This window comes from Sphingomonas cannabina (assembly GCF_021391395.1).
GTDB lineage: Bacteria > Pseudomonadota > Alphaproteobacteria > Sphingomonadales > Sphingomonadaceae > Sphingomonas > Sphingomonas cannabina.
In genome coordinates, this window is sequence record NZ_CP090059.1 from 2,409,793 (window position 1) to 2,435,246 (window position 25,454).

At 66.1% G+C, this 25,454-nt stretch carries 31 protein-coding genes and 1 tRNA gene; 24 read left to right on the top strand and 8 right to left on the bottom strand.

Annotated elements, in window-relative coordinates; translation table 11 throughout:
- Positions 1-10: 10 nt before the first annotated feature.
- Both LZK98_RS11380 and LZK98_RS11385 read left to right on the top strand, forming a co-directional pair.
- A tRNA-Ile gene (locus LZK98_RS11380) sits at positions 11-86 on the top strand.
- A gap of 156 nt (positions 87-242) precedes the next feature.
- Positions 243-1,535, top strand: coding sequence for a tyrosine-type recombinase/integrase (locus LZK98_RS11385; protein ID WP_233782458.1), 1,293 nt, complete (start codon positions 243-245; stop codon positions 1,533-1,535).
- A 189-nt stretch (positions 1,536-1,724) separates the two neighbouring features.
- On the opposite strand, the gene LZK98_RS11390 is transcribed toward LZK98_RS11385, so the two are convergent.
- From LZK98_RS11390 to LZK98_RS11425, 8 genes are all read right to left on the bottom strand, one after another.
- On the bottom strand, positions 1,725-1,937 hold the full coding sequence (locus LZK98_RS11390) for a helix-turn-helix transcriptional regulator (RefSeq protein ID WP_233782460.1): 213 nt from the start codon (positions 1,935-1,937) through the stop codon (positions 1,725-1,727).
- Entirely contained in the window at positions 1,934-2,566 is a 633-nt protein-coding gene (locus LZK98_RS11395; RefSeq protein ID WP_233782461.1) for a hypothetical protein, read from the bottom strand. Before LZK98_RS11395 ends, LZK98_RS11390 begins: the two co-directional genes overlap by 4 nt.
- Positions 2,563-2,997, bottom strand: coding sequence for a hypothetical protein (locus LZK98_RS11400; protein WP_233782462.1), 435 nt, complete (start codon positions 2,995-2,997; stop codon positions 2,563-2,565). The genes LZK98_RS11395 and LZK98_RS11400 overlap by 4 nt, the downstream gene beginning before the upstream one ends.
- Entirely contained in the window at positions 2,997-3,176 is a 180-nt protein-coding gene (locus tag LZK98_RS11405) for a hypothetical protein (RefSeq protein ID WP_233782463.1), read from the bottom strand. The genes LZK98_RS11400 and LZK98_RS11405 overlap by 1 nt, the downstream gene beginning before the upstream one ends.
- Positions 3,173-4,210, bottom strand: coding sequence for a hypothetical protein (locus LZK98_RS11410; protein WP_233782464.1), 1,038 nt, complete (start codon positions 4,208-4,210; stop codon positions 3,173-3,175). Before LZK98_RS11410 ends, LZK98_RS11405 begins: the two co-directional genes overlap by 4 nt.
- Complete coding sequence (locus LZK98_RS11415) at positions 4,207-4,470, bottom strand: hypothetical protein (RefSeq protein ID WP_233782465.1); 264 nt, start codon at positions 4,468-4,470, stop codon at positions 4,207-4,209. The genes LZK98_RS11410 and LZK98_RS11415 overlap by 4 nt, the downstream gene beginning before the upstream one ends.
- Before the next feature lie 414 nt (positions 4,471-4,884).
- A complete protein-coding gene (locus tag LZK98_RS11420; RefSeq protein ID WP_233782466.1) occupies positions 4,885-5,682 on the bottom strand; it encodes a LexA family protein in 798 nt (265 codons plus the stop codon).
- 120 nt (positions 5,683-5,802) lie between these two features.
- A complete protein-coding gene (locus LZK98_RS11425) occupies positions 5,803-6,054 on the bottom strand; it encodes a hypothetical protein (protein ID WP_233782468.1) in 252 nt (83 codons plus the stop codon).
- Positions 6,055-6,218: 164 nt separating this feature from the next.
- On the opposite strand from LZK98_RS11425, the gene LZK98_RS11430 reads away from it, so the two are divergent.
- The 22 genes from LZK98_RS11430 (at position 6,219) to LZK98_RS11535 (ending at position 25,452) form a co-directional block, all read left to right on the top strand.
- Positions 6,219-6,746 carry an HNH endonuclease signature motif containing protein gene (locus tag LZK98_RS11430; protein ID WP_233782470.1) on the top strand — a complete coding sequence of 176 codons (528 nt, stop codon included), beginning with the start codon at positions 6,219-6,221 and terminating at the stop codon, positions 6,744-6,746.
- Complete coding sequence (locus tag LZK98_RS11435) at positions 6,743-7,219, top strand: hypothetical protein (RefSeq protein ID WP_233782472.1); 477 nt, start codon at positions 6,743-6,745, stop codon at positions 7,217-7,219. The genes LZK98_RS11430 and LZK98_RS11435 overlap by 4 nt, the downstream gene beginning before the upstream one ends.
- Before the next feature lie 42 nt (positions 7,220-7,261).
- Positions 7,262-8,080, top strand: a complete 819-nt coding sequence (locus tag LZK98_RS11440) for a GP88 family protein (RefSeq protein ID WP_233782473.1) — start codon at positions 7,262-7,264, stop codon at positions 8,078-8,080.
- Complete coding sequence (locus LZK98_RS11445) at positions 8,080-10,656, top strand: DNA methyltransferase (protein WP_233782474.1); 2,577 nt, start codon at positions 8,080-8,082, stop codon at positions 10,654-10,656. Before LZK98_RS11440 ends, LZK98_RS11445 begins: the two co-directional genes overlap by 1 nt.
- A gap of 140 nt (positions 10,657-10,796) precedes the next feature.
- Entirely contained in the window at positions 10,797-11,324 is a 528-nt protein-coding gene (locus tag LZK98_RS11450) for a hypothetical protein (protein ID WP_233782476.1), read from the top strand.
- Positions 11,325-11,326: 2 nt separating this feature from the next.
- A complete protein-coding gene (locus LZK98_RS11455) occupies positions 11,327-11,566 on the top strand; it encodes a DUF2312 domain-containing protein (RefSeq protein ID WP_233782478.1) in 240 nt (79 codons plus the stop codon).
- Positions 11,566-12,672, top strand: coding sequence for a DNA polymerase III subunit beta (gene dnaN / locus LZK98_RS11460; RefSeq protein WP_233782479.1), 1,107 nt, complete (start codon positions 11,566-11,568; stop codon positions 12,670-12,672). The genes LZK98_RS11455 and dnaN overlap by 1 nt, the downstream gene beginning before the upstream one ends.
- Before the next feature lie 271 nt (positions 12,673-12,943).
- Positions 12,944-15,235, top strand: coding sequence for a DNA cytosine methyltransferase (locus LZK98_RS11465; protein ID WP_233782481.1), 2,292 nt, complete (start codon positions 12,944-12,946; stop codon positions 15,233-15,235).
- A complete protein-coding gene (locus LZK98_RS11470) occupies positions 15,232-15,591 on the top strand; it encodes a DUF1064 domain-containing protein (protein WP_233782482.1) in 360 nt (119 codons plus the stop codon). The genes LZK98_RS11465 and LZK98_RS11470 overlap by 4 nt, the downstream gene beginning before the upstream one ends.
- The gene (locus LZK98_RS11475) at positions 15,588-16,298 is read left to right on the top strand and encodes a DUF5312 domain-containing protein (protein ID WP_233782483.1); all 711 of its coding nucleotides are present in this window, start codon (positions 15,588-15,590) and stop codon (positions 16,296-16,298) included. The genes LZK98_RS11470 and LZK98_RS11475 overlap by 4 nt, the downstream gene beginning before the upstream one ends.
- Positions 16,291-16,866, top strand: coding sequence for a hypothetical protein (locus LZK98_RS11480; protein WP_233782484.1), 576 nt, complete (start codon positions 16,291-16,293; stop codon positions 16,864-16,866). Before LZK98_RS11475 ends, LZK98_RS11480 begins: the two co-directional genes overlap by 8 nt.
- A gap of 41 nt (positions 16,867-16,907) precedes the next feature.
- Positions 16,908-17,495, top strand: coding sequence for a hypothetical protein (locus LZK98_RS11485; protein ID WP_233782485.1), 588 nt, complete (start codon positions 16,908-16,910; stop codon positions 17,493-17,495).
- Between the two features lie 378 nt (positions 17,496-17,873).
- Positions 17,874-18,077: an HNH endonuclease gene (locus tag LZK98_RS11490; RefSeq protein ID WP_233782486.1), complete on the top strand. Its 204-nt coding sequence runs from the start codon at positions 17,874-17,876 to the stop codon at positions 18,075-18,077.
- A gap of 169 nt (positions 18,078-18,246) precedes the next feature.
- Positions 18,247-18,636, top strand: coding sequence for a hypothetical protein (locus LZK98_RS11495; RefSeq protein ID WP_233782487.1), 390 nt, complete (start codon positions 18,247-18,249; stop codon positions 18,634-18,636).
- A gap of 238 nt (positions 18,637-18,874) precedes the next feature.
- Entirely contained in the window at positions 18,875-20,398 is a 1,524-nt protein-coding gene (locus LZK98_RS11500) for a terminase large subunit (protein WP_233782488.1), read from the top strand.
- Complete coding sequence (locus LZK98_RS11505) at positions 20,395-21,702, top strand: phage portal protein (protein ID WP_233782490.1); 1,308 nt, start codon at positions 20,395-20,397, stop codon at positions 21,700-21,702. The genes LZK98_RS11500 and LZK98_RS11505 overlap by 4 nt, the downstream gene beginning before the upstream one ends.
- A complete protein-coding gene (locus tag LZK98_RS11510) occupies positions 21,702-22,400 on the top strand; it encodes an HK97 family phage prohead protease (protein WP_233782492.1) in 699 nt (232 codons plus the stop codon). Before LZK98_RS11505 ends, LZK98_RS11510 begins: the two co-directional genes overlap by 1 nt.
- 10 nt (positions 22,401-22,410) lie before the next feature.
- Positions 22,411-23,676 (top strand): phage major capsid protein, encoded by a 1,266-nt coding sequence (locus tag LZK98_RS11515; protein ID WP_233782493.1) that lies wholly within the window; start codon positions 22,411-22,413, stop codon positions 23,674-23,676.
- 84 nt (positions 23,677-23,760) lie between these two features.
- Positions 23,761-24,027: a hypothetical protein gene (locus tag LZK98_RS11520; RefSeq protein ID WP_233782495.1), complete on the top strand. Its 267-nt coding sequence runs from the start codon at positions 23,761-23,763 to the stop codon at positions 24,025-24,027.
- 2 nt (positions 24,028-24,029) lie between these two features.
- Positions 24,030-24,593, top strand: a complete 564-nt coding sequence (locus LZK98_RS11525; RefSeq protein ID WP_233782496.1) for a head-tail connector protein — start codon at positions 24,030-24,032, stop codon at positions 24,591-24,593.
- The gene (locus LZK98_RS11530) at positions 24,593-24,940 is read left to right on the top strand and encodes a phage head closure protein (RefSeq protein WP_233782498.1); all 348 of its coding nucleotides are present in this window, start codon (positions 24,593-24,595) and stop codon (positions 24,938-24,940) included. The genes LZK98_RS11525 and LZK98_RS11530 overlap by 1 nt, the downstream gene beginning before the upstream one ends.
- Positions 24,940-25,452 carry an HK97 gp10 family phage protein gene (locus LZK98_RS11535; RefSeq protein ID WP_233782500.1) on the top strand — a complete coding sequence of 171 codons (513 nt, stop codon included), beginning with the start codon at positions 24,940-24,942 and terminating at the stop codon, positions 25,450-25,452. Before LZK98_RS11530 ends, LZK98_RS11535 begins: the two co-directional genes overlap by 1 nt.
- Positions 25,453-25,454 lie beyond the last annotated feature (2 nt).

Genomic DNA, 25,454 nt, shown 5'->3' on the forward strand with positions numbered 1-25,454 from the left:
TCTCGCTGGCGGGCCTGTAGCTCAATGGTTAGAGCTGGCCGCTCATAACGGCTAGGTTGCGGGTTCGAGTCCTGCCGGGCCCACCAGCGCAAAATCTCATGTCTTCCATTTGTTCTCACCCCACCTTAGAACGGCGGGGTGGATACCGCCACTTGTTTCTCATACGTTCTCATGGCTTGGCGCTTCAGCGCGGCCGGTTCGGGGGTATGAGTGGGGGTATCGGTTGAGCAAGTGGGGGTATCGTGCCGCTGACGGTCGTCGAAGCGCGCAACGCCGCGCCTGGTGAGAAGGACTACAAGCTCCGCGACGAGAAGGGGCTCTATCTGCTCGTCCGGCCGAACGGCACCAAGGCTTGGCGTCACAAGTATCGGTTCGCCGGCAGGGAGAAGCTCGCCAGCTACGGCCTGTTTCCCGAGGTCGGATTGAAGGAGGCGCGCGACCAGCGCGACGCTTCGCGGGCGCTGCTGCGTCTCGGCAAGGACCCGATGGCGGAGGCGGAGCGCCAGCGCCAAGCGGCGGTCGCGGCGGCCGGCGCGCAATTCAAGGCGGTCGGCGACGCCTGGCATGCAGCCGAGAAACCCGGCTGGTCCCCCGGCAACGCCGCCCGCGTCTACAGCGCGCTGAAGCGCGATGTGTACCCCGCCCTCGGCAAGCGCCCCGTGTCGGAGATCGAGCCGACGGAGGTCCTGGCGGTGCTGCGCAAGATCGAGCGCCGCGGCGCGATCGAGACGGCCAAGCGCGTGAACGGCTACATCTACCGCATATTCCAGCGCGCGAAGTCGGAGCACCTGATCAAGGTCAATCCGGCCCTGGACCTTGGCGACGCGCTGCTCCCGACCCCGAAAGGGAGCAAGCAGCCGGCGCTGACGAAGCTGAGCGAACTGCGCAAGCTGATCGACCGCGTCGACCGATCGACCTCGGGCCCGGCGACGAAGCTCGCGAATCGCCTCCTCGCCCTCACGGTCGTTCGTATCGGCGTGCTCCGCGCGGCCGAATGGCCGGAGTTTCTCGGCATCGATTGGGAGGAGCCCGCCAACGATGCGCCCGAGCCGGAATGGTATGTGTCGGCGGAGCGGATGAAGCTGGAGGTCGAGGAGAAGGGTGATACCGCCTATGATCACCGGGCGCCGCTGGTGCCGCAGGCGGTCGCGACGCTCCGCGCGCTCAGGCTTTTGACCGGGCGCTGCCGCTATCCGTTCCCGAACAGCCGCACCACCGCGAAGCCGATGACGGATTCCGCGATCAGCTCGCTCTACCTTGAGCTGGGCTACCGGGGGAAGCATGTGCCCCATGGCTGGCGCACCGCCTTCTCGACCATAATGAACGAATGGGCGGCGAAGCACGGCCGGGACCACGATCGCCTGGTGATCGACCTGATGCTTGCGCACAAGCCAAAGGGCATGTCGTCGTCGGAGTTCGCCTACAATCGGGCGCTGTTCTCCGATCGGCGCCGCGAGCTCGCGCAGGTGTGGGCCGACATGATCATGGAGGGGCTCGACGAGCCGATGGCGCTGCTCAAGGGGCAGGTTCGGTAGGGGCAGCTGTCTGGCGACGGATCCTGATACGGTTCGGCCCCACTCGCTCGACGGTGAGCGCATCGCCAATCTTGAGACGCCGCACCATGGCCGCGAGCACACGTCGCGAAATCATACCGTCCGGCGTCTCGACGTCGCCGGCATCGCGCCAGTCGCGTCGCAGCTTGTCCAGGCTGGGCCCGAGCTCCGTCATGCGCCGGCCGGCGGCGCGCGATACCCCATCGGATCGGCAACGAAGGCGCTCACGTCCGAATCGTACCAGGCGACGCAGCGCGGACCAAGCTTCACGCGCCGCGGAAACGTGCCCTCGGCTTCCCGCCGATAGATTGTGGCGGTCGACAGGCCGGTGCGGCCGCGCACGGCGGCGATGCGCAGCAGGCTGTCGCGGCTGCGATCCGTCATCCCTCTACGCTCCCTTCGGTTGGGTGGAGGAGGGCGATGACGTGCCTGACCGCGATTTCCATCTGAGCGGGCGTAAACCGCCGCCGATGCTGGTCGCGGACATGTTCGTCGCGTTCCCACGCAGTAAGCCAGAACCCCGGGCAACCGTGCGGACACACAAAGTTACTAGCCTCCCGCCCTACGCCGGCAGCGGGTGACGGGCGGGCGGCGTCTACTGCCCGGCGATACACCCGATGCGACGTGTAGTTCGGGTCGGGCGCTGGCTCGCCGACGCATACAGCTGGCGCCCACGATCCGTCATCGCGCTGGCACTCATCGGTTGCCGCGATGATCTCGCCCTGGTCCAGGCGGCGGAAGCGGTGATCCCATTTCCCCTGTTCGGTCCCCTGTGGTGGGGAGAGGCGGGAGAGGGCGCGAGCGATTTCCGCTGCAATCTCCCCAAGTTCCCCCTCTCCGCTGGAGATCGTGCCACCCATTTCCGAAACGGCATCGACGAGAGGATAGCCCTCGCTTGGCTCGTCCTCCTGCGCGATTGTCGAAAGCCTCCAGTTGCGGAGCGTGCGGTAAATCGTCTCGACGATCTCCCCATCCACCGCTGCGGGCTGTTCGGGTGCTTGCTGGTTGGTCATGGGAGCACCTGTTCGTCGGGATTGAAACCAAAACGGCGGCAAAGCTGCATCGCGTAGGTAGAGCCGAGGCAAAACAGGAAAAGCGAGATCGCCCGCTCGCCGGGGAGGATTTCGAGGCGGTGCGCGTCTGTGGCATCGCGGCTGACGACATCGCCGGGTCCGCGCATGAAGCGGCCCTCCGGCGTGTGCTCGACGTAGCGGCCCTCGATCACGATCGACGTGTTCGGCCACGGATGATCGTGGAGCGCGCGATCGTCGTCGCTGCGCAGGATCTCGTGCAGATAGACGTTCGCGGACGCGTTTCGTGGCACGATCCACCAGCGCCGCAGGTAGGGGTTGTCGGCAGGGCCGACCACGAAATCCGGATTGCGCGACATCTCGTATCGGGCCCAGCCGGCGAGCTCCTCTGGCGTCGCGTAGGGTAGCGGCATCAGATCGCCGCCATCGCAACGATCGCGACGTAGACCATCAGCCCCACTAGGGCGGCCGCGATCCAAATGCGGCGGACCTCAAGCCGATCATCGCTGTGGTCGAGCACGGTGCGGCCGTAGTCGCGCGAGAGCCGATCGCTCTGGCGCGGCTGGGCGAACCAATCGCGATTGGCGGTCATTGCGCCGCCTCCACTTTCGACTTGAGCCAGGCGAGCGCGATATCATGCGTGTCGTAGAAGTGGCCGGCCGCCTCCATCCCGAGCAGGATCGTGCCGGCGGCTCGCGAGCCCGCGCTGTTGTCTCCGAAATGCTCTGAAAGCTCGCGCTCGAGCGCGTATCCGTCGGCGCCCTGCTTGTGGACTCCCCAGCCGGCGACACAATGGACGGTGTTGCAGCCTTCCCGGTGCCAGGTAGACATATCGAGCTTGTCGGGATCGGCGAGCACGATCTTGGCGATTTCGCGGACGCGACCCTCCGCTTCGTCACCGTAGGCGATGGGGTGACCCAGCAGCGTACAGCCTGGCGAGCCGGTGAACGCGGAGCAGTTCCTGACCGCGACCGACGACGCGAAGGCCGTGCCCTCGGGGAAGCCGGTGAACGCGGAGCAGTCGCTGACCGCGACCGACGACGCGAAGGCCGTGCCCTCGGGGAAGCCGGTGAACGCGGAGCAGTTCCTGACCTCGACCCACGACGCGAAGGCCGTGCCCTCGGGGAAGCCGGTGAACGCGGAGCAGTCGCTGACCGCGACCCACGACGCGAAGGCCGTGCCCTCGGGGAAGCCGGTGAACGCGGAGCAGTCGCTGACCTCGACCCACGACGCGAAGGCCGTGCCCTCGGGGAAGCCGGTGAACGCGGAGCAGTTCCTGACCGCGACCGACGACGCGAAGGCCGTGCCCTCGGGGAAGCCGGTGAACGCGGAGCAGTCGCTGACCGCGACCCACGACGCGAAGGCCGTGCCCTCGGGGAAGCCGGTGAACGCGGAGCAGTCGCTGACCTCGACCCACGACGCGAAGGCCGTGCCCTCGGGGAAGCCGGTGAACGCGGAGCAGTTCCTGACCTCGACCCACGACGCGAAGGCCGTGCCCTCGGGGAAGCCGGTGAACGCGGAGCAGTTCCTGACCGCGACCGACGACGCGAAGGCCGTGCCCGGCTCGATCGTGTCGTGATCGGTCAGGTAGACGGGGTGGCGGACGACGCCGGAATATACGGTCATGCAATGGCTCCTTCGGCTGATGCTTCGGGAGCCCGGTTGGCGAGCATGAAGCCGATAAAGCGGCCTGCGGTGCTCAGCTGACCGTCGAGGTAGTGGCGGCCGTGGCTGCACGGCACCCAGCAGCCGCCCTCATCGTCGACGCGAACCGCGACGATGGCGCCTGGAGTGATGCAGGTGAAGCCAGCATCGGCGATGAGCTCGGTGCCATCGGCTACCTCGCTCTCGCGCGCCCATTCCCTCGGTGTTGGGTCGAAGCCCAAGACAGGTCTCCCGCCACCGTCTTGCGAGCGGCCGGGATGGCGCGCTGATCAGGTGGCGGGATAAATATGCGATTATCGCAACAAGCGCGTCAAGCCAAAAGTGTGCGATAATCGCACCATTTAGCGAATCACTTGACCTGTGTTCCCGTATTGTTCCAGCCTTGCTCCGTTGTGGCGGAGGAAAAATGTTTGCAACGGTGTCCTTCTATAGGGTGGTCTCCTTTGGGCAACCGAAGGGTCCATGGAGAATCGATCGGGAGCAGGCGCGCAGAGATGCGATCGAGGCGGGGCTGGGTGAGTACGATGAATTTGGCCAATATTTCAGCATCGTCCCGGGCGCTATCCAGCGCCTCCAGCTACCGCAGCGCCTGATCGAAGTCGCAGCGGAGAGGATGCGGCAAAGGGCCGCTTGAGCTACAGTCTGCTGTATACCGCGATCACTCTAGCGACGATCTCGAACTGCTCTCGCCCTGGAAAGATTTCGGCGTGCGACTTGTTGGTTGAGCAGGGGACGAGGCGCGCGGGGTCGGTCTTGAACTGCTTGAAGGTGGTCTCACCGGAGCTGTTCCGGACGACGTAATAACGACCTGGAAATAGGTCGAGATCGTCAGGATCGAGAACGATCGTTGAACCGTCAGGGGCCAAAAGATCCATCGAGTCGCCCTCTATTGTGAGGGCGAACGCATTCGGCGGGGTGGTTGCGTCAGGCACTGGTATTCTTCCAGTTGAGCGTCGCACTGCTTCGCGCCAATTGCCGGCCGGAACCGAGCCGAGAAGCGGGATCGACGCGACCGCCTCGCCGTCGAGGCCAAGGTCTGCGCTGACCAGCGCTCTAACCACGTCCATCTCTTGCGCGGTGAACCTGCGGGGACCGCTAGGCGAGAGCGACTTCGACACCTTGTCGTGAGTGATCCCAAGAGCGTCGGCGATTTGCTGCCGCCGCCCACGCTTTGCGTCGGCCCACGCCCTAATCTGATCCAGGTCCATTTTGCCATGAAGCGGTGTGCTCAGATTAGCGCAATCGCGATTATCGCAAATTTCCGCTTGCGCGATTGGTGCGATAATCGCATAGTTCTCCGCATGGACATCCAAGTCTGCAACCTGATCGACGCTCTTGGGGGCACCACCGCCGTCTCGGCGATGACCAAGTCGCCACCGTCCACCGTCCATAGTTGGCGGAAGAACGGGATTACGTCCTCTCGTCTCGATCATCTCAAGCTCGCCGCCAAGGAGCGCAGGCCGGAAGTGGATGTCGAGGCGCTCAGCGCGCAGATCGTTCCAATCGATAGACCATCGCCGGTCCCGCAGGAGGCCGCATAGATGGCCTCGAAACTACTCGTCCGCGACGCGATTGTTGATCCGGCGCGAATTAAGGAACTCCTCAACCCCGAGTTTGTCGCGGATGGCCCGTTCCTGATCGTCGCGAGCGAGCGCGGCCACGTCGGATACCGATATGATGTGCTCCCCGCAGTTGTCGCAGCTGAACCAACCGCTTTTGGTTGTGTCGTCTGTGAAGACGAGCGGGAGGGTGGGGAAGCCGCACTGGTAGCACTCCTGTGGGATGGCGTCCGGACCCGCACCCATAGACTTCCTCCTGTCGATGCTCGCACCACGACAGTAGCCGATGCCGGGGGCGCGGCAAGCGCCCTCGGCGGAGGTGCCGCGTGACCGGACTGTGCTCGCGCTGCGGATTGAGCAGCCGCGATCCGGCTGCTCGGGTGTGTCCTCATCACGACTGCGCGCTTATCATGGAGCGCTTTCTCCGGTTCGTTCGGATGTCGCCGTCGGGTTGCTGGGAATGGACAGGTGCTCGCCAACGCGAAGGATATGGCCGCTTCGGATATCGCGGCGCAGTGAGGTTCGCGCACCGCATCGCGCTCGTCCTGTTTGGCAAGACAATTCCCGATGGGGCGGTCGTCGATCATCTCTGCCGGAACACCAGCTGCGTGAACCCGGACCACCTCGAGCCGGTCACCAATGGGGAAAACGTCCGTCGCGGCGCTCTCCCGGATCTCATCGGTCGACGCAACGGCACCAAGACACGCTGCCCGCAAGGGCACGCCTACTCGCCGGAGAACACGGTCGTGCGCAATGGGAGCCGCCACTGCCGGCTTTGCCAAACTGCCAGGACCGCCGCCCGCTCTGCGGCGCGTGCGGCAGCTCGTCAGAAAGTTGAGCTTCGTCCGCTGCCGGCGGCGAAGTCGGTCGCCGGGTCTCACCCCTCGGGCCCGGCGACCGATCTGGATTTCCCTCTTCATGAGAAGGCTTCTGTATGACGCCGCGCGAAAATTCTGTCCAAAGTGAGCCGATCGTTTCGGACACGAAAGTACGTGACGCGCTTCGTCGCGAGCTGGACCGCGCCATCAACATCGAGCGCACCTTCACCCGCGCCCAGCTCGCGCTGGAAAGCGGCGTCAACGTCTACACGATAGACGCGATCCTCTCGCGCGATCCGGCCAAGCAGCGTCGCGTCGCGCTCGCCGATGCGCTGTCGATCGCGTCCGTGCTTGGGGAACGGGCGGTCAGCGCGGTCCTCTCGCTCATCGGATACGTCGCCCGTCCGGTCGATGAGCCCGATGACCTGGAGCCGGCGCGGATCGTCGCCGACGGCCTCGCGGAGTTCGCCGTGATCGCGAGCGCCGCGGCGGACGGCCGTATCGACCATATCGAGCGCCCGAAGTGCCGGGACGCTGCTGACCATATCATCGCGACGGTGCTGCCGCTGAGCAGCCACGGACGCCTGGATTAACGACGGATCGCCGGCCGGAGCCGGCGGGGAGGGTTGAATTTCATGGTCGCGCTGAAGAGCGTGGAGGCGGCGAGGGCCGTTTCCGCGGACGGTATCGGCTTGTCTGCGCCGGGTCCTCGCAAGGGCTACGGCCATGGCGGCTCGCAACGGCGGTTCGAGAGCATCGAGGCTCGCGGAAGCCGCCTGCGCCTCGCGGACACACACCCCGCGCTGGTCGAGGGCCGCACCATCATGCCAGCACGCGTGTTCGAGCCGCACCAGGTGCCGCGCCTGCTGATCTCCGGTGTCAACAGCCGCAAGATCGGCCGCGTCGTGACCAAGGGCCGCTGGCGCGGCTTCCCCATCTTCACGCTGACGCTGGAGGAGCGCGCGACCTGTCCACGCACCTGCACCGAATGGGCGACCTGCTACGGCGCCAACATGCCATTCGCCCGGCGCATCGCGCATGGGCCGGAACTGGAGCGCGTCCTCTGGAAGGAGCTGGCGGAAAAGCAGGCTGCACATCCGCGCGGCTTCGTCGTCCGCCTCCACATCCTCGGCGACTTCTATTCCACCGACTATATCGAGCTGTGGGAGAACGCGCTCGACGCGTTCCCGGCGCTCAACGTCTTCGGTTACACGGCCCGCCAGCACGGCACCGCCGAGGGGGACGCTATCGCCGCGGTCGTCCAGCGGCTCCCCGATCGCTTCTGCATCAGGTTCAGCGGCGTCGCCGACCCGGAGGGCGGCAGCGTCGTCATCGAGCGCGGCGAGGACACGGCGCACATCGTCTGCCCGGCGCAGACCGGCGGCACCGACTGCTGCGCGACCTGCGGCCTATGCTGGCAGTCGCGCCGCACCATCGCGTTCTGGAGGCACTGATGGGGGCGCTGGAATATCGCGCCTTCCTCGAGGCGAAGATGCCGGTCGCGCAGGCTGACGGCTTTCCCTGCACGGAGGACGAGGTCGCGGCGTTCCTGACGGACGGCCGGCCGATGGCGCCGCACGTCCGCGCGATCGTCGCGTGGGCGGTGCGCGGCGGTCGGCGCGCGGTGTTCGCCGACTTCGGGCTGCACAAGACCATGACGCAGCTCGAAATATGCCGCCTGATCGCCGAGAAGGCGGATGGCGTCCACGCGCTGATCGTGCATCCGCTCGCCGTGCGGCGCGAGTTCCGCAAGGACGCCGCCCTGCTCGGCATCGAAACAGCATTCGTGCAGTCCACCGCGGAGTTCGAGGCGGCGGAGGCGGCGCGCGTGCCCGGATCGACGCCGCCGATCTACCTGACGAACTACGAGACGATCCGCGAGGGCAAGCTCGACCTGACCCCGTTCGGGGTCGTCAGCCTGGACGAGGCGGACGTGCTCCGGTCCTACGGGTCGAAGACGTTCCAGACGTTCCTGCCGCTGTTCGAGAGCGTGCCGTACCGGTTCGTCGCGACCGCCACGCCATCGCCGAACCGCTACAAGGAGCTGATCCACTACGCCGGCTTCCTCGGGATCATGGATACCGGGCAGGCGCTGACCCGCTTCTTCCAGCGCAACCCGCAGAAGGCCAACGACCTCACCCTCTATCCGCACAAGGAGGAGGAGTTCTGGCTCTGGCTCAACAGCTGGGCGGTGTTCCTTCAGCGCCCGAGCGATCTCGGCTTCAGCGACGAGGGATATGACCTGCCGCCGATCACCGTGCGCTGGCACCCCGTGGCGGGCACCGGCGCTCCGACCGACGGCAAGCTGATCGCCGATGCCGCGCTCGGCGTCACGGAGGCGGCGCGGGTGAAGCGCGAGACGCTTGGCGTCCGGATCGCGAAGGCGGCGGAGATCGTCGAGGCGGCGCCGGCGGATCATTTCGTGCTCTGGCACGACCTCGATGACGAACGCCGCGCGCTTGAGGCCGCGCTGCCCGGATGCGAGGCCGTCTACGGGACGCAGGACCTCGACCGTCGCGAGAACATCACGGAGCGCTTCGCCGAAGGTCAGCTGCGCCTGATCGCGGCGAAGCCTGTAATGCTCGGCGGCGGCGTCAACCTGCAGCATCACTGCCATCGCGCGATCTTCGCCGGCGTCGGCTTCAAGTTCCGCGATTTCATCCAGGCGATCCACCGCATCCAGCGGTTCGGCCAGGCGAAGCCCGTCGAGATCGACATCATCCACGCAGAGGCGGAGCACCCGGTGGTGCGCGAGCTTCAGCGCAAGTGGGTCGAGCACGACGAGCTCCGCGCCCGCATGGCCGAGCTGATCCGCAAGTACGGGCTGCATCACGAACTCGCGCTCGACCAGATGAAGCGGTCGATCGGGATCGAGCGCCGCGAAGCCTCCGGCGAAGGCTGGACGATCGCGCTCAACGACTGCGTCGACGAGACGGAACGGCTAGCGGAGGGGTCGGTCGACCTCATCGTCACGTCGATCCCGTTCAGCAATCACTACGAATATACGCCGAGCTACGACGACTTCGGCCACACCGACGACGACGCGCATTTCTTCGCGCAGATGGACCATCTGACGCCGAAGCTGCTGCGCGCTCTCGCGCCCGGCCGGCTGGCGTGCATCCACGTCAAGGACAGGATCCTGTTCGGCTCGGTGACGGGGGAGGGGGTTCCCACCGTCAATCCGTTCCACGCCAAGGCGTTGTTCCACTACCTGGCGCACGGGTTCCAGTACCTCGGGATGATCCACGTCAACACCGACGTGGTCCGCGAGAATAACCAGACCTACCGGCTCTCCTACAGCGAGATGCTGAAGGACGGGACGAAGATGGGCGTCGGCTCGCCCGAATATGTCCTGCTGATGCGCAAGCCGCAGAGCGATCAGACCCGGGGGTATGCCGACCGGCCGGTGGTGAAAGACGCTGCCGACTACAGCCTCGCCCGCTGGCAGATCGATGCTCACAGCTTTTGGCGGAGTTCCGGCGACCGGCTGCTGCGCCCCGATGAATTGCGCGATGCCGTCGAGCGGTTCGCGGCGATGCCGGTAGGGCCGCTGGTCAAGGCGTTCACAGTCCAGACCCGCGACCTGATCTACGACTATGAGGCGCATGTCGCGATCGGCGAGATGATCGAGGCGCGCGGCGATGCCGACGGCCGCGGGCACCTGCCGCGCACGTTCATGAGCCTCGCGCCCGGCGCGCATCGGCCGGATACGTGGGACGACGTCGTCCGCATGCGCACGCTCAACGCCGAGCAGGTGCGCAAGGGGGCGGAGAAGCACGTCTGCCCGCTCCAGTTCGATATCGTGGACCGGCTGATCAACCGGTTCAGCATGAAGGGTGAGTTGGTGTTCGATCCCTTCGCCGGTCTCGGCACCGTGCCGCTGCGCGCGATCGAGATGGGCCGGCGCGGTCGAGGATCGGAACTGAACCCGACCTATTTCGAGGCGACTCGCGCCTATCTAGGCGATGCCGAGCGCTCCGCCGGCGTGCCCAGCCTGTCCGCGCTCCTGCAACTGGAGCAGGCGGCATGAGCGGCCGGGTCTGCAAGTGCGGTAGCCCGGTCGGGCCATATTCGAAGACCGGCCTTTGCCGCCCCTGCGCGTCTCGCGAGTATCATCCGTGCGGGCCGCGCCGTCCGGTGCCGGACGATTTCGCGGAACACGGGGCGAAGATGACCGTGCCCCAGCTCAAGGCCCACTACGGCGTCGGAGAGAACACCATCACCCGTTGGCGCAAGCTGACCGGCATTGTTCGGATGGGCCCGGTCGTCCGCGCCCTGCCGGAGGACTTCGCGCGACTCGCCAACTACAAGACACGCGGCGACCTGGCGAAGCACTACGCCGTGTCGGCCGACACCGTCACCAGGTGGCGGCGTGCCGCTGGCCTGCCCCGGTTCCCGGTGACCAGCGCGGTTCATTTCCGCGGGCCAGGTCTGTCGACCGCACTGACCCGCGGCCGTCGCGACGAAACGCTGGCAGGTCGCGCCGTCGATCACCTGCGCCGGTACGGCCCTGTTTACCGCTGCCGTGAAGATGGCGAGCCCGACTTCGCCGGCCGGTTCTGGAACCGCGGTGGCCATGTTCTCACCGACGACGACGTAATCCAGCGAGCGAGACGGTTGGGCTTCGACCCTGACGACTGGAAGCGCCTGGCATCGGAGCCGAGCGCCGCACCCCTCACCACCACGAAAGGACTATGACCATGAGCGATGCAGTCGCTGCCGATGAACTGCGCCTTCTAATTGAGCGCGCCGAGCGCCTGGAGGAGGAGAAGGCCGGCATCAACGACGACATCAAGGGCGTCTTCGCCGAGGCCAAATCTCGCGGGTTCGATCCGAAGGCGATGCGCGCAGTGATGAAGCTGCGCAAGATGGAGAAGCACGCCCGCGACGAGGCGGAGGCGATCCTCGAGACCTGCAAAGCCGCGCTGGGGCTGGCGTGATGGCGGGCCTGTCCTTCATCGCCGAAGGGGCGCGGCTCGCCGCGGCGCTCCGGGAGATCGTCAGCATCGCGCCGCGCGCGCCGACCCTCCCGATTACCGGCAACATCCTGCTCGAAGGTGACGACGGCATCCTGCGCCTCACCGCCAACAACACCGACCTGATGGCGACCCGCGCTATCGAGGTCGACCTGGCGGCGCCCGGTGCGATCACCGTCTCCGCTCACCGCCTGGCGCAGATCGTCGGATCGATCGAGCCCGGCAGTCAGCTGTCGCTCGAGGTCGACGGATCGTCCGCCAAGATCAGGGCCGGCCGGGCGCGGTTCAGCATCGGCACGATGCCGGCGACGGATTTCCCGCCGATGCCATACGCGACGCCGGAGGCTCGGTTCGAGATCGACATCGCCACGCTGCGCAAGGCGGTGGCGACGGTGAAGCACAGCATCTCCGACAACGAGGCGCGATACTGGCTCACCGGCGTCTATGTGCATGTCGTCGACGGCATGCTGACGTTCGTCACCACCGACGGCGACATGCTGTCGCGCGTCCAGGTGCCGGCACCGGCCGGGCTGGAGACTTTCGGCGGCGCGATCGTGACGCTGCCGTTTCTGACAACGCTCACAGCGTCGTCGGCATCCGACGAGACGACGGCCGTGATCGATTTCGCGTCGTCCAAGGTCCGCGGCGCCGTCGGCGCCCTGACGGTCATCGGGCGCGAGATCGAGGGACAGTTCCCGAACTACCAGGTCGCGCTTGTCCGCGACCCGCCCATCTCCGTGCTGGTCGATCGTGACGCCCTGGAAGGGGCGGTGCAGCGGGTCATGCTCGTCACCACGCTCAAGTCGCGGCGCGCGCGGTTCGCGTTCGAGGCGGAAAAGCTGACGATCAGCAGCATCGCCTCCGCCGACGAGCTCGTGGAGGAGGTGCCCTGCGAACTGCGCGGCGAGCCGGTGTCGTTAGAACTGAACGGCGCCAACCTCAGCGCGTCGATCCGCGCGCTCGGCACCGACACCGTCGAGTTCGGCATTCTCGACCACCACAAGCTGATCAACCTCACCAGCCCGATGCGCGCGGACGCCGCGCTCGCGCTGTCGACCACGCGCGTCTGAAGGAGGTGACAATGGCTCATAGTGATCGTCAGACCGAATGCCGGATGGCCGCGGCCGTGCTGGCAGGTGACCTGGATGCCGCGCGTGCCGCCCTAGCCGAGCTCTCGCTGAGCGGCCGGTGGTCGTGGATAATCGTCGATGCCCGTCGATTGGCAAATCCGCCAGCTCGCCTTCCTGACATAGCACCGTTCCCGCTTCCGGTGCCGGGGCACCGTGTCGGTTCCACGATGGGCGACCCGCGCATTGTGCAGGACGCAGAGGCGTTGGCCTGATGCTCGCGTCGCCCACCGTCACCCGCGTCATCCGTCACGCCCATGTCTTCTGCGGCATCGGTGGCGCCGCCAAGGGCTTCAACATGGCCAAGGCGCGCGTCGGCAACGTCGTCGCGAAGTTCGTCTGCACGGGCGGTATCGACGTAGATGCCGGCGCGATCCGCAATTTCGAGCGGCTCACCGGCACGCCCGGCACCGTCATGGACCTGTTCTCGCGGGAGCAATACATCGCCTTCCACGGGAAGGAGCCGCCGCGCGGCTGGCGGGAGGCTACGCCGGCGGACACCCGCCGCGCGCTGTGCGGGCCCGATGGCATCCGGCCGGACGTCATTTTCCTGTCGGCGCCGTGCAAGGGCTTCTCGGGGCTGCTCAGCTCGAAGCAATCGCTGACGGACAAGTACCAGGCGCTCAACGCGCTGACGCTCCGCGGCGTCTGGCTGATATGCGAAGCGTTCAAGGACGGGCCGATCCCGATCATCCTGTTCGAGAACGTGCCCAGGATCCAGACGCGCGGGCGCGGCTTCCTCGACCAGATTTGCGCGATCCTCCGCGGCTACAGCTACAACGTCGCGGAGACCGTGCACGATTGCGGCAAGATCGCCCGGAAGGGGCTTGCACAGAGCCGCAAGCGCTTCCTGCTGATCGCGCGCCAGTTCGAGATCATCCCCAACTTCGTCTATGAGCCGGAGCAGCGCCGGCTGCGCGGCGTCGGCGAGGTCATCGGCAAACTGCCGCTGCCCGGCGATCCGGTCGCGGGCCCGATGCACCGCGTTCCCATGCTCCAGTGGAAGACGTGGATGCGCCTGGCGCTGGTGCCGGCCGGCCGCGACTGGCGCGCGCTCAATGAGCTCGCCGTGGTCGATGGGGTGCTGCGTGATTACGGCATCGTGCCCGACCAGCAGCTGCGGGACGGTGTCCTGGGCGTAATGGGCTGGGACGAGACGGCCGGTACGATCATCGGTAACCAGCGTTCGCCGCTGCACGGCCGGCATAGCGTCGCCGACCCGCGCGGCGGCGATTGGCACAACGAAGCGCTCGGAGTGCGCAGCTGGGATGACACCGCCCGCGTCGTCGCTGGCGCGAGCCGACCGCATAACGGTGCGCATAGCGTTGCCGATCCGCGGCCCGGATATGGAGAGGCGACGCATCGGCATGTCCTTGGCGTCAACAGCTGGGACGACACGGCGCCGACCGTCAGCGCGTCGCCCAAGCCATCGACCGGCTCATTCTCCGTCGCGGACCCTCGCATCGACGGTCATCCGAAGTCGGTCCAGCTCGGTGTCAGAGCATGGGATCAGCCCGCCGCCTGCGTCAAAGGTGACGTGAGCGTCGGCACCGGCCCTTATGCCGTCAGCGATCCCCGCGTGACCGGCAAGCCGCGTTTCAACAATGTGTTCCGTGTCGTCCCGTTCGACAGCGCCGCTCCGGCCGTCGCTGGCCCGGGCGGTCCTGGCGGCGGCGCCGCGGTCGCCGATCCGCGCATGGGCGACCGCGACTACACCACGACGAAATACAAGATCACCCCGTGGGACGGGCAGTGCCGAACGGTCATCGGCGCGTCGACGACGGGCGATGGCGCATTCGCTGTTGCCGATCCTCGAGGCGGCCCCGACGCTTCCAAGCTGCACGGCAAGCACCATGTCGAGGAGTGGGCCGGCAAGCCCAGCCGCGCCGTCATAGGCGGCCGAGAGAACGGCGCGTCAGCCGTTGCCGATCCGCGGCCGGTAGCTCTGAACGGCGACCATCGGACTGGCTACGCGACACAGGGTCACTACGGCGTCGTCGGCTGGGAGGAGCATAGCGGCGCAGTTCCGGCCTTCGCGAAGTACGATCGTGGCAACTGGTCGGTGGCTGACCCGCGCGAGCAATTTGCACAGGACGCAAATTTCTCGATCGAACTTCCGCAGCCCGACGACCGGCTGGTAGCCCGCATCATCGCCACCGACGGCACCTGGCATCGTCCGTTCACGACGATGGACCTCGCCGCACTCCAGTCGATCGTCGACCCGGAGGAGGTGTTCTATCAGGACGATGCCGGCGCTTGGCAGGCGCGGATGCCGTTCGACCTGGACAGCACCAGCGATGCCGAGAAGCGCGAGTGGATCGGAAATCTTGTGCCGCCGGAGAGCGCGGAGGGAGTTGCCGGCGTGGTTGGGGAAGCGATCCTGCTCGCCGATCTTGGCGAGACCTTCACGCTATCCCCGCGCGCCGTTTGGGTGTCACCGGCTCGCATCGCTCTGGCGGTCAACACCGATCAGGCTGCGTTCCAGTGGGAGGCGGCGCGCGCATGAGCTGGGGCCGAAAGCCGCGCCAGAAGTACGGCGCTCGCACGACGGATTGCGGGCACGGCCACATGCACGCTTCCGCGCGAGAGGCGAAGCGGTGCCACGAACTGCACCTGCTCCAGCGGGCCGGCGAGATCGCCGACCTGGAGCGGGAGCCTCGGTATTTCTTCGAGGTCAACGGCCGGCAGCTGATCCACGATAACGGCCGGCGAGCCGTCTACACGCCGGACTTCCGCTACCGCCGCTGCGCCGACGGCCGTCTGGTGGTCGAGGACAGCAAGGGAATGCGCGTGCGAGACTGGCCGCTGCGCAAGGCGCTGTTCCGTGCCTGCTATCCTGACATCGAAGTGGTGGAATCGTGAGTGCCCATCTGATCGCCCGCCTGATCGCGGTCGGCACGCCTGCCGAGCTCGTCGCTGAGGTAGCGATGCTGGCCGCGCGCGCAGCATCCGACCGTGAGGCGCTTGACGATCTGAATGCCGCCGATGAGGAGCGCCGGGAGCGCAAGCGCGAAGGCAATGCCCGGCGCCAGCGCGAGTTCCGGGCCCGTAACGCTACGTCACACGGTGTAACGCGCGTAACGCGTGACACCGTGGAAGTAACGCGTGACGAGCGTGAGGTAACGCTTTCACCCCCCGCTCTTGATAAAGAAAGCGCCCCCCACACCCCCCTGAAAGAAATTAATCTCACCCCCCGGACGGGCAACGGGCGCGCACGCGAGGCGACGCGCTTGCCGGAGGACTGGCAACCGGAGCGGCTCGGCGGCGAGACGGTGTCGGGCGAGATCATCGAGCAGCGTGGTCAGGAATGGGCGCGGCGCGCCTTCGAGAGCTTCCGGAACCACTGGCGGAGCGCGAACGGCCCCAACGCCCGAAAGCGGGATTGGCAGGCGACGTGGGCGAATTGGGTGATCGAGCAGGATAGGCGAGATGGTGGGACAAGGACGCGAATTGGCGGTATCGGAGGCGCGACGGGCGGATATGGCCGACCTTCCGGCCCGATCGAAAGCCGTCGCAGACTTCGCGCGCTCCACGACGTGGACGATGGATGTGGCGACGCGTATGGCTGACGGTGTCGACCTCCAAAAGCTCGTCGAGCGAGAGGAGGTGGCGGCGATGCCGCTCACGCAGATCGAGCCGAACGGGCGATCGCGTCGGGATCCTGATAAGTTCGGCGCGATGTCCACCCGCCTCGGTGACGAGCTCGCGCTGTTGGCGACCAAAATTGCGCCGACGATGAGCGAGGGGCAGGCGGACGCTTGGGTGAAGGTTATGGTCGCGGCCCTGTCCGACCTGCCCGGCCGCGTTGCGATCGAGGCTGCGCGGCAGGCTTTGCACCGGCCGATGGAGTTCATCAGCCAGGTCGAAGGGGTTGTGCGCGAACAGGCGGTGCTGGTCGCGGCTCGGCACCATACCGCGCTTAGCCGCTTACGGTCATTGCAGGCGGCCATCGCCAATCCGCCTATAGCGCTGCCCGATCCGTCGCAGGTGCCGGAACGCCGCTATTCGCCGGCAGCGATCAGGCGGCTGTCGAAGGAGTTCCGCGCGATCGGCGTGAGGGTCGGCGCCTTCACGCAGGACGAGGTCGACCGGGCGATGGCCGAACAGTTCGAGGACGAGGGCTGCGCCGCGGCGTGATGCGGTATGACTTTGAGAGGGGAAGGGCATGGAGCGGGACTGTGATCAAGGGCGAGAATGGCGGAGAGTACGGCGATCGGTGGTGCGTGTTGCGGATGGCGGGCCCGCGCACGCTGTCAGTCGCCTCCTCGTTGGAGCGGGCGGGATTGGAGGTGTGGACCCCGATCGAGATCAGGCGGACGAAGCGCCAGCGCGGCAATGAATTTGTAGAGCGGCCTGCGCCCATCCTTCCTACTTTCGTGTTCGCGCGGGCTCGCCACCTGCCTGCGATCATCAGTGCAATGTCCGATCCGACTAGGGACCATCCCCCGTTCTCGGTGTTCCGCTACAATGGCCGCGCTCCATTGCTCGCTGATACTGAGATCGAACGGTTGCGGGAGGTGGAGCGACGCTTGGCTCCTAAGCCAAAGGCCCGCCACCGGTCGGCAGCCCCCCTCGAGGAGGGGCAGCGGTTGCGCATGATGGAAGGGGGATTCGCAGGCATAAGCGGCGTCGTTCGCAAAAGCGATGGCCGCTACACTCTGGTCGGCTTCGGCGGCTGGATGGAGATCCAGATAGATACTTTCGTGCTGCGAGAAGATATGGCAAATGGGGTGGTGCAAGTCGCGCTTGGTTCCGCAGTGGAATAGGCGCGATCGCCGACGGGATCGGCGGGCTGGCGGGGTTAGTACCTGGGGCATCGCCCATGTGGGAACGGCCGCTGCGTTAGGTGGCTGATGCGCGATGGCGCGTTAGCCATAGTGCGAAGCCTGCCCGGATCCCGATAGTCGTAATCACAGCCTCCCTGTCCGCCTCCTTTGACACCCGACATCGGCAGCGGGTGCGAAGCGGTCGCTCGCTCTCAGCGCAACCCGGTGGCGGACAGCGGCCACGATAGGCCGGAAAGCGACCGAATGCCGAACAGACCACCGCACCTCCGCCAGCGAGCGCGTGCGCCGAAGAAGCAGAGCAATTGGAGCCGTCGGAAGACCAAGCAGGAGCGCGGCTACGGGAGGGCGCACGACCTGATGAGAGCGCGCATCCTGATCGAGGAGCCACTGTGCCGCCTGTGTCTTGAGGCTGGGCGCATCTCCCCAACCACCATCGCTGACCACATCATCCCCAAGGCTGAAGGCGGTGGCGACGAGCGCAGCAACTATCAGGGCCTCTGCCGGCCCTGTCATGTGGCGAAGACGGCGCGCGAGAGCGCGCGGGCGAGGAGACGGCGATGAGGGGAGGGGCGGGTCGAAAGTTGGGGCCGCTCGCCTTGGGAACCGCGCGTGGGGGTAAAAAATCGCGCGTGCGAATTAAACTTTCGGGGCGATAAAACTTTCGCGCAGCGCCGCGCACGAATGTTGCGAGGGATCAATGCAGCGAGGTCGGAAGCCGGAGCCGCCCGGCGTGAAGGATGCGCGCGGCACCATCCAGCCGGTGCGGGACGCGGGCAAAACAGAGATAATCGTTCCCGGCGATCCGCCGATCATGCCGGACTATCTGACGCCCGAAGCGATCGAAGTCTGGCAGGAGAATATCGGCCGCGTGATGGCGGCCGGCACGTCCGAAATCGATAGCGACCTGTTCGCCCGCTACTGCTCGACGGAGGCCCTGGTCCGCGCCGCGTTCAAGGATGCCGACGGCGATCCGCCGCCCGCCGCATACCTGACCGTGCTGCGACAGTATGCCGAGCTGCTCGGGATCGCAGGGCGAAAGAGCCGGGTCGGCAAGGTGACCGATGACCCGAGCAAGAGCCGCAATAGGTTTGCCCGCAACGGACACCGGTCACGCTCGTGACTATGTCGCCGTCGCGCTCGACTATGCGAAGCGCGCGGCGGCCGACAAGAAGCAGCTCAAGCACTGCAAATGGGTTCGCCTCGCGGCGCAGCGCCACCTCGACGACCTGAAGCGGGCGAAGGGGAGGGGGTGGGGATATTACTTCGACCCTTGGCACGCCAACGATGTCTGCGACTTCATCGAGAAGCTGCCGCACATCGAAGGCGTCTGGGACAAGCCGACGATCGTCCTGGAGCCGGTGCAGATTTTCATCCTGACCGTCGTATTCGGATGGCGGCGGCGCGACACCGGGCTGCGCCGGTTCACGATGGTCTATCAGGAGATGGCTCGCAAGAACGCGAAGTCGACCCTGACTGCGGGGATATCGCTCTACTGCCTGTGCTGCGAGGGGGAGGTCGGGCCGCAGATCCTGACGGTGGCGACGACCTTCGACCAGGCGAAGAAGGTGTTCCATCCGGCCAAGCGGATGGTGGAGAAGACCCCCGAATTGCAGGAGGCGTTCGGGCTGACGCCGTGGGCGAAGTCGATCACCTGCGACGACAACGGCGGCTACATGCAGCCCCTGCATGCCAAGTCGAAATCGCAGGATGGTCACAACCCGCATCTCGTGACGCTGGACGAGTTCCACGCCCACGCTGACCGCGGCCTATTCGACGTGATGCGGTCGGCGTTCGGCGCGCGCAAGCAGCCGCTGATGTGGATCATCACCACGGCCGGCCCGAATATTCACGGCCCCTGTTACGAGGAGCGGACCTTCATCACCAAGGTGCTGGAGCGGTCGATCGAGGCTGATCACTATTTCGGGATCATCTTCACTCTAGATACTGCTGAGATGTACGGGGACGATCGGAAGGACGGCGATGATCCTTTCGACCAGCGCTTCTGGATCAAGGCGAATCCGCTGCTTGGAAAGGCGGTCGATCTCAAGGGGTTGCGCGAAGCGGCACTGGAGGCCCAGCAAAACCCGGCGGCGGAAGGCGACTTCAAGACCAAGCGCCTGAACATCTGGTCTGGCGCGCTGTCCGCATGGCTCAACGTTGCCCAGTGGGTGAAGTGCGGCGATCCGTCCCTGTCGCTGGACGATTTCGCGGGGCTGGATTGCTACATCGGCGCCGATCTGTCGAACGTCGACGACATGTCGGCGATCGTGTTGGCCGCGGACAGGAACGGCCAGTTGCTGGTGAAGCCCTGGTTCTTTGTCCCGCAGGCGCGGCTCGAGAGCCAGGACAATGCGATCAAGCAGGTGACTGACCTCTACAAACGATGGGTGGATCAGGGGCACCTCACCGCGACCGAAGGGGACTTCATCGATCACCGGGTGATCGAGGCGCAAATCCGCTCTCTTAAGGAGAGGCTGGCCGCGCGCAAGGCGACGTTCGACCAGTGGAACAGCGGCCTCGCCATGGCATCCCGTCTTAACGAGGACTTCGGCGATCCGGACGAGCCCTTCGCCGTCCAGATGGCGAAGAACGCGAAGAATGCGACAGACCCGGCGAGGGCGATCGAAGCGCGCGTCAGGGCGGGACCCGCACGATTGCGGCATGACGGAAATCCGGTGCTGACCTGGCACGTCAGCAACGCAGTCGTGGATCGCCGCGTCGACGGCAGTCTCCTTCCCAAGAAGGAGACCCCGAACAGTCAGAACAAGATCGACGGAGTGGACGCCATGATCAACGCGACTGCTCCACTCCTTCTTCCGGAAGACGAGAGCCCCGGCATGGATGATTATCTCGCCGCGCTGCGAGCACGGGCCGCGGCATGACCTTCCGGCAGAAGGCCGCAGCGATCATCCGGCGGACGCTTACCCTCCTCGATCCGGCGAGCTGGAGAGGCGTCTTCACCGGCGTCAGCACCTCGGGCAAAACGGTCACCGCCACCGACGCGATGACGATTTCGACGGTGTGGGCATGCACCCGTCTCGTCGCCGGCACCATCTCGTCGCTGCCGCTGATGGTCTATCGTGACGGCGCTGGCGACAGCCGCAAGGTTGCCAAGGATCATCCGCTTTACGCGCTGCTGCACGATAGCCCGAACGCGGACCAGAGTGCGCTCGATTTCTGGCAGTTCATCTGCGTCTCGCTGGAGCTTTGGGGCAACGCCTTCGCGCGGATCGAACGTGGCGCGGGCCGGCGCATCGTGGCGCTGACGCCGATCCGGCCGGATGTGATGCAGGTCCGCCGTCTGACCGACGGCTCGATCCAGTATACCTATGTCGACCAGGGGAAGGCCCACACCGTCGGCCAAGACGAGATGTTCCATATCCGCGGCTTCGGCGGTGCGCCGCTTGGCGGGTTGTCGACGCTGTCGTTCGGTCGCAACTCGTTCGGCCTGGCGATGTCCACCGACGAGGCGGCGGCCCACGTCTATAAGAACGGCCTGCGTCCGAGCGGCGTCCTCAAGACCAACGACAATCAGACTCTCAAGCCGGACCAGCGTGCGGACATCTACAAATATGTCGTCGAGCCGTTCGCAGGGGACAACAGCGGCAAGCCGCTGGTGCTCGAAGCCGGGCTCAGCTGGCAGTCGATTTCGATCAGCGCCGACGACGCGCAGATGATCCAGAGCCGGCAGTTCTCGGTCGAGGACTGCTGCCGCTGGTTCGGCGTGCCGCCGCATATGGTTGGCCACACCGCCGGCAACACCCGGCTGGGCAGCAGCATCGAGCAGCAGACGCTGGGATGGATGGTGTTCGGCCTCCGCGAGCGTCTCAAGCGCATCGAGCAGGCGGTGATGAAGCAGCTGCTCACCGCGGCCGAGCGGCTGACGGTGACCGTCGAGTTCAACTTCGAGGGCCTGCTGCGGGCCGACAGCGCAGGTCGCGCAGCCTTCTATTCCGCGATGGTCCAGAACGGCATCATGACGCGCAACGAGGTCCGTCGCCTCGAAAACCTGCCGCCGATCGAGGGCGGCGACGACCTGACGATCCAGTCGAACATGATTCCCGTGTCCAAGCTCGGCGAGATCACCAGCACCGGCAGCGAAGCCGCCCGGCGCTCGATCATCGACTGGCTGTTCCCGGAAGGGATGCCGGCGAAGTCGGCGCTCTACGAAAAGGAAGATGCGTGATGCTGATGCACTTCAAGCACGGTCAGCTGAAGGTTCGCGACTTCACGCTGTCGATCAAGGCCGCGGACATCGCCGAGGACGGCACGTTTACCGGCTACGGTTCGGTGTTCGGTGGCGATCCGGACAGTTATGGCGAGGTCGTCGCCAAGGGCGCTTTCACCGAGAGCCTGCAGGAGTTGCTCGCCAAGGGGCGGATCGTCCCGGTCCTGTGGCAGCACCGCGCGGCCGAGCCGATCGGTGTATATACCTCGATCGAGGAGGACGAGCACGGGCTCAAGGTCACCGGCCGGCTTCTGATCGACGACGTCGCGCAGGCGCGCGAGGCATATGCCCTGCTCAAGGCCGGCGCCGTCACCGGCCTGTCGATCGGCTATTGGGTGCGGCAGGCGAGCTACGACGAGAAGACCGGCATCCGGACGCTGATCAAGCTGGACCTGGTCGAGGTCAGTCTCGTCACCTTCCCCGCGAAGGATGACGCCCGCGTCGAAGCCGTGAAGTTCAAGCTCGAGCGCGGCCAGCTTCCCACGAAACCCGAGTTCGAGAAGGCACTGCGCGAGGCTTTTCCCTTCTCGAAGTCTCAGGCCGCGGCGATCGCCAGCCACGGCCTGGATTACCTGCTCCGGAGCGAGTCCGAGAGCGCCGGCGATCTCAAATCCATCTCCGACACCCTCGCAGGCTTCCGCCTGCCCAAGCTCTAGGAGCAGTACCATGAAGACCAATGCCATGATCGCCGCTGCCGCGGCGGGCACCCTCGCTTCGCCCGAGTTCGGCCGCAAGGACGGCGGCGCGGATCCGGACATCAAGCAGCTTTCGCGCGACCTGAAGGCGGCGACCGACGAAGTGAAGGAGTTCGCCAAGGAGGCGAAGGAGCGCTTCGAGAAGGGCGAGCAGCTGTCGACCGAGGCCAAGGAAAAGGCCGACCAGGCGCTCGTCAAGTTCAATGAGCTCTCCGCCACCATGACCGAGGTCGAGCAGAAGCTCGCTCGCCGCGGCGGCGAAGGAGGCGGCGAGGATCGCAAGTCGATCGGCGCCATGTTCCTTGCCGACGAGAACGTGAAGGCGTTCATGGAGCGTGCGCCGTCCAAGGGCGCGGTCAGCCTCTCCATGAAGGCGATCATCACCTCGGCCACGACCGATGCCGATGGTTCGGCCGGCGACCTGATCGTCCCCGACCGCCTCGCCGGTATCGTCGCTCCGCCCGAGCGGCGCATGACGGTGCGCGACCTGATCACGCCGGGCCGCACCAGCTCGAACTCGATCCAGTTCGTGCAGGAGACCGGCTTCACCAATGCCGCCGCGCCGACCGCCGAGACGGCGCAGAAGCCGCAGTCGGACCTGAAGTTCGACCTCAAGACCCTGCCGGTCGCGACGATCGCGCACTGGGTCCAGGCGTCGAAGCAGATCCTGTCGGATGCGCCGATGCTCCAGTCCTACATCGACGGGCGCCTGCGCTACGGTCTCGCCTACGCCGAGGAGCTCCAGCTGCTCAAGGGGGACGGCACCGGCGCCAACCTGCTCGGGCTGATCCCGCAGGCGACGCCCTATGCCGCGCCCGGCGGGCTGGTCGCCGAGACGATGATCGACCAGCTTCGCTATGCCATGCTGCAGGCGGTGCTGGCCGAATATCCGGCAACCGGCCACGTGCTCAATCCGATCGATTGGGCGCGGATCGAGACGCTCAAGAACGACATCGGCGAATACATCATCGGCAACGCCGCCGATGGCGCAGCGCCGCGCCTGTGGCGTCTGCCGGTGGTCGAGACCCCGGCGATGACGGTCGACAAGTTCCTGACCGGCGCGTTCAAGCTCGCCGCTCAGGTGTTCGATCGCGAGGACGCCACGGTCGAGCTGAGCACCGAGGACCGTGACAACTTCATCAAGAACCTGGTCACGATCCGCGCCGAGGAGCGCATCGCGCTGGCGGTGTTCCGCCCCGAGGCGCTGATCTACGGCGACTTCGGCAACGTCGCCTGACGTCATCTCGGACCTTCGGAGGGCGGTTTCGGCCGCCCTCCTTTCTCGACCGCCGTCCGCGACGGTCCAGAAAGGAGATGAGCGATGAAAATCAAGGTTCTCCGCGACTATAGCGGTCAGGAAGGCACTGACGTTGACAAGAACGTCCTCGCCGGTTCGGAGCACGTCGTCACCCGCGCGCGTGCCGCCGAGCTTCTGGCGGTCGGCTTGGTCGAGGCCGTCGGCGACGACGAGCATCCCGACGACGCCGAGGCGAAGGAAGGCGAGAAGGCCATGCAGCCGATCGCCAACAAGGCCGCCCCGACGCACCAGAACAAGGCGGTCGCCAAGCCCAAGGCTGCGAAGGCTTGATCATGCGCGTGGTCGTCGTCGTGCCACCGGACCCGGTCGTCACCTGGGCAGATGCCGACGCTCATCTGAAGCTTGACGGCGATACCGAGCAGCAGGCCGAGGTCGAGGCGATGATCGCGGCGGCGACGCAGCATATCGACGGTCCGGATGGTTGGCTTGGCCGCTCCCTGGGCATCCAGACATTGGAGGTCAGTCTCGACCGTTTCGATGCCGGCGGGATCATCCTTCCGTTCCCGCCGATCTCTTCCGTAACGACCGTCAGCTACATCGACACCAATGGGCTTGAGCAGACGCTCGACAGCTCGGCATATCGCCTGCTTGGGGATCGCCTGGTGCCTGTATTCGGCGGCGCGTGGCCGGAGACGCGTTCTGAGGAGGAGGCGGTCACGATCCGCTTCGTCGCCGGCTACGATCAGCTGCCCGCGCCGATCCGCGCCGCTATCCTCCTGATGGTCGGCGACCTTTACCGCAACCGCGGTGAGGCGGTGATCGGCGCGGGGTCGTCGAAGGTCGATATGTCGCCGACGGTTCGCAACCTGCTCGCGCCGTTCCGGGTGTGGCGCTGATGGCCGGCCTCGATGCAGGGACGCTCGACCGGCGCATCCGGATCGAGCGGTTTGGGCTGGTGAAGAACGAATATGGCGACTGGGTGGAGGGATTCTCCACCCTCGCGTCGGTCTCGGCACAGGTCATCCCGGGTCAGGGATCGGAGCGCCTTGCAGATGCTCAGGTGACGGCAACGGCACCGGCGGTGTTCGTCATTCGCTGGTCGTCAAGGGTGGCGGACCTGAACGCGAAGGACCGCATCCGCTACCCGTCCACCGATCAAGGACGAGCCTACGACATCCAGCGTGTCGAGGAGATTGGCCGGCGCGACGGGTTGCGGATCATGGCGGTGGCGAGCGCGGATTGATGGCCCGGCCGATCATCAGCGTGCGCGTGGATGGCCTCAAGGATCTGGATGCCTCCCTCGGCGAGCTTCCAAAGGCGACCGCGCGCAATGTTCTTCGCCGCACCGGATTGGCCGCGCTGGTGCCCTTCGTCGACGCAGTGAAGCGGCTGGCACCTGTGGACGAGCCGAGCGCGACGCCGGACAGGCCGGCCGGAAAGTATCGTGACAGCTGGCACACCGGCACTCGGCTGAACAAGAACCAGGCGCGGCAGGCGCGCAAAGAGGGCAAATCCTTCGTCGAGGTCTATGCCGGCACCGACGATCCGCTTGGCATTCTACTCGAATACGGCACCGGCGAGCGCGAGCAGAAATCGACGGGACGCGAGACTGGCAATGTCGACCCGCACCCACATGGGCGTCCGGCATGGGATGAAACCAGCGGGCAAGTGCTTGAGAACGTGAAGTACGGGCTCGGTGCCGAGATCGACAAGGCGGCGAAGCGCCTGGCGCGCAAGGCGGCGCGGAAAGGCTGATC

Coding starts and splice junctions, on each gene's coding strand:
- LZK98_RS11390 (WP_233782460.1), bottom strand. CDS start 1,937: ATGACGGATCGCAGCCGCGACAGCCTGCTGCGCATCGCCGCCGTGCGC.
- LZK98_RS11395 (WP_233782461.1), bottom strand. CDS start 2,566: ATGACCAACCAGCAAGCACCCGAACAGCCCGCAGCGGTGGATGGGGAG.
- LZK98_RS11400 (WP_233782462.1), bottom strand. CDS start 2,997: ATGCCGCTACCCTACGCGACGCCAGAGGAGCTCGCCGGCTGGGCCCGA.
- LZK98_RS11405 (WP_233782463.1), bottom strand. CDS start 3,176: ATGACCGCCAATCGCGATTGGTTCGCCCAGCCGCGCCAGAGCGATCGG.
- LZK98_RS11410 (WP_233782464.1), bottom strand. CDS start 4,210: ATGACCGTATATTCCGGCGTCGTCCGCCACCCCGTCTACCTGACCGAT.
- LZK98_RS11420 (WP_233782466.1), bottom strand. CDS start 5,682: ATGATCGAGACGAGAGGACGTAATCCCGTTCTTCCGCCAACTATGGAC.
- LZK98_RS11425 (WP_233782468.1), bottom strand. CDS start 6,054: ATGGGTGCGGGTCCGGACGCCATCCCACAGGAGTGCTACCAGTGCGGC.
- LZK98_RS11430 (WP_233782470.1), top strand. CDS start 6,219: ATGGAGCGCTTTCTCCGGTTCGTTCGGATGTCGCCGTCGGGTTGCTGG.
- LZK98_RS11435 (WP_233782472.1), top strand. CDS start 6,743: ATGACGCCGCGCGAAAATTCTGTCCAAAGTGAGCCGATCGTTTCGGAC.
- LZK98_RS11440 (WP_233782473.1), top strand. CDS start 7,262: ATGGTCGCGCTGAAGAGCGTGGAGGCGGCGAGGGCCGTTTCCGCGGAC.
- LZK98_RS11445 (WP_233782474.1), top strand. CDS start 8,080: ATGGGGGCGCTGGAATATCGCGCCTTCCTCGAGGCGAAGATGCCGGTC.
- LZK98_RS11450 (WP_233782476.1), top strand. CDS start 10,797: ATGACCGTGCCCCAGCTCAAGGCCCACTACGGCGTCGGAGAGAACACC.
- LZK98_RS11455 (WP_233782478.1), top strand. CDS start 11,327: ATGAGCGATGCAGTCGCTGCCGATGAACTGCGCCTTCTAATTGAGCGC.
- dnaN (WP_233782479.1), top strand. CDS start 11,566: ATGGCGGGCCTGTCCTTCATCGCCGAAGGGGCGCGGCTCGCCGCGGCG.
- LZK98_RS11465 (WP_233782481.1), top strand. CDS start 12,944: ATGCTCGCGTCGCCCACCGTCACCCGCGTCATCCGTCACGCCCATGTC.
- LZK98_RS11470 (WP_233782482.1), top strand. CDS start 15,232: ATGAGCTGGGGCCGAAAGCCGCGCCAGAAGTACGGCGCTCGCACGACG.
- LZK98_RS11480 (WP_233782484.1), top strand. CDS start 16,291: ATGGCTGACGGTGTCGACCTCCAAAAGCTCGTCGAGCGAGAGGAGGTG.
- LZK98_RS11490 (WP_233782486.1), top strand. CDS start 17,874: ATGAGAGCGCGCATCCTGATCGAGGAGCCACTGTGCCGCCTGTGTCTT.
- LZK98_RS11505 (WP_233782490.1), top strand. CDS start 20,395: ATGACCTTCCGGCAGAAGGCCGCAGCGATCATCCGGCGGACGCTTACC.
- LZK98_RS11510 (WP_233782492.1), top strand. CDS start 21,702: ATGCTGATGCACTTCAAGCACGGTCAGCTGAAGGTTCGCGACTTCACG.
- LZK98_RS11515 (WP_233782493.1), top strand. CDS start 22,411: ATGAAGACCAATGCCATGATCGCCGCTGCCGCGGCGGGCACCCTCGCT.
- LZK98_RS11520 (WP_233782495.1), top strand. CDS start 23,761: ATGAAAATCAAGGTTCTCCGCGACTATAGCGGTCAGGAAGGCACTGAC.
- LZK98_RS11525 (WP_233782496.1), top strand. CDS start 24,030: ATGCGCGTGGTCGTCGTCGTGCCACCGGACCCGGTCGTCACCTGGGCA.
- LZK98_RS11530 (WP_233782498.1), top strand. CDS start 24,593: ATGGCCGGCCTCGATGCAGGGACGCTCGACCGGCGCATCCGGATCGAG.
- LZK98_RS11535 (WP_233782500.1), top strand. CDS start 24,940: ATGGCCCGGCCGATCATCAGCGTGCGCGTGGATGGCCTCAAGGATCTG.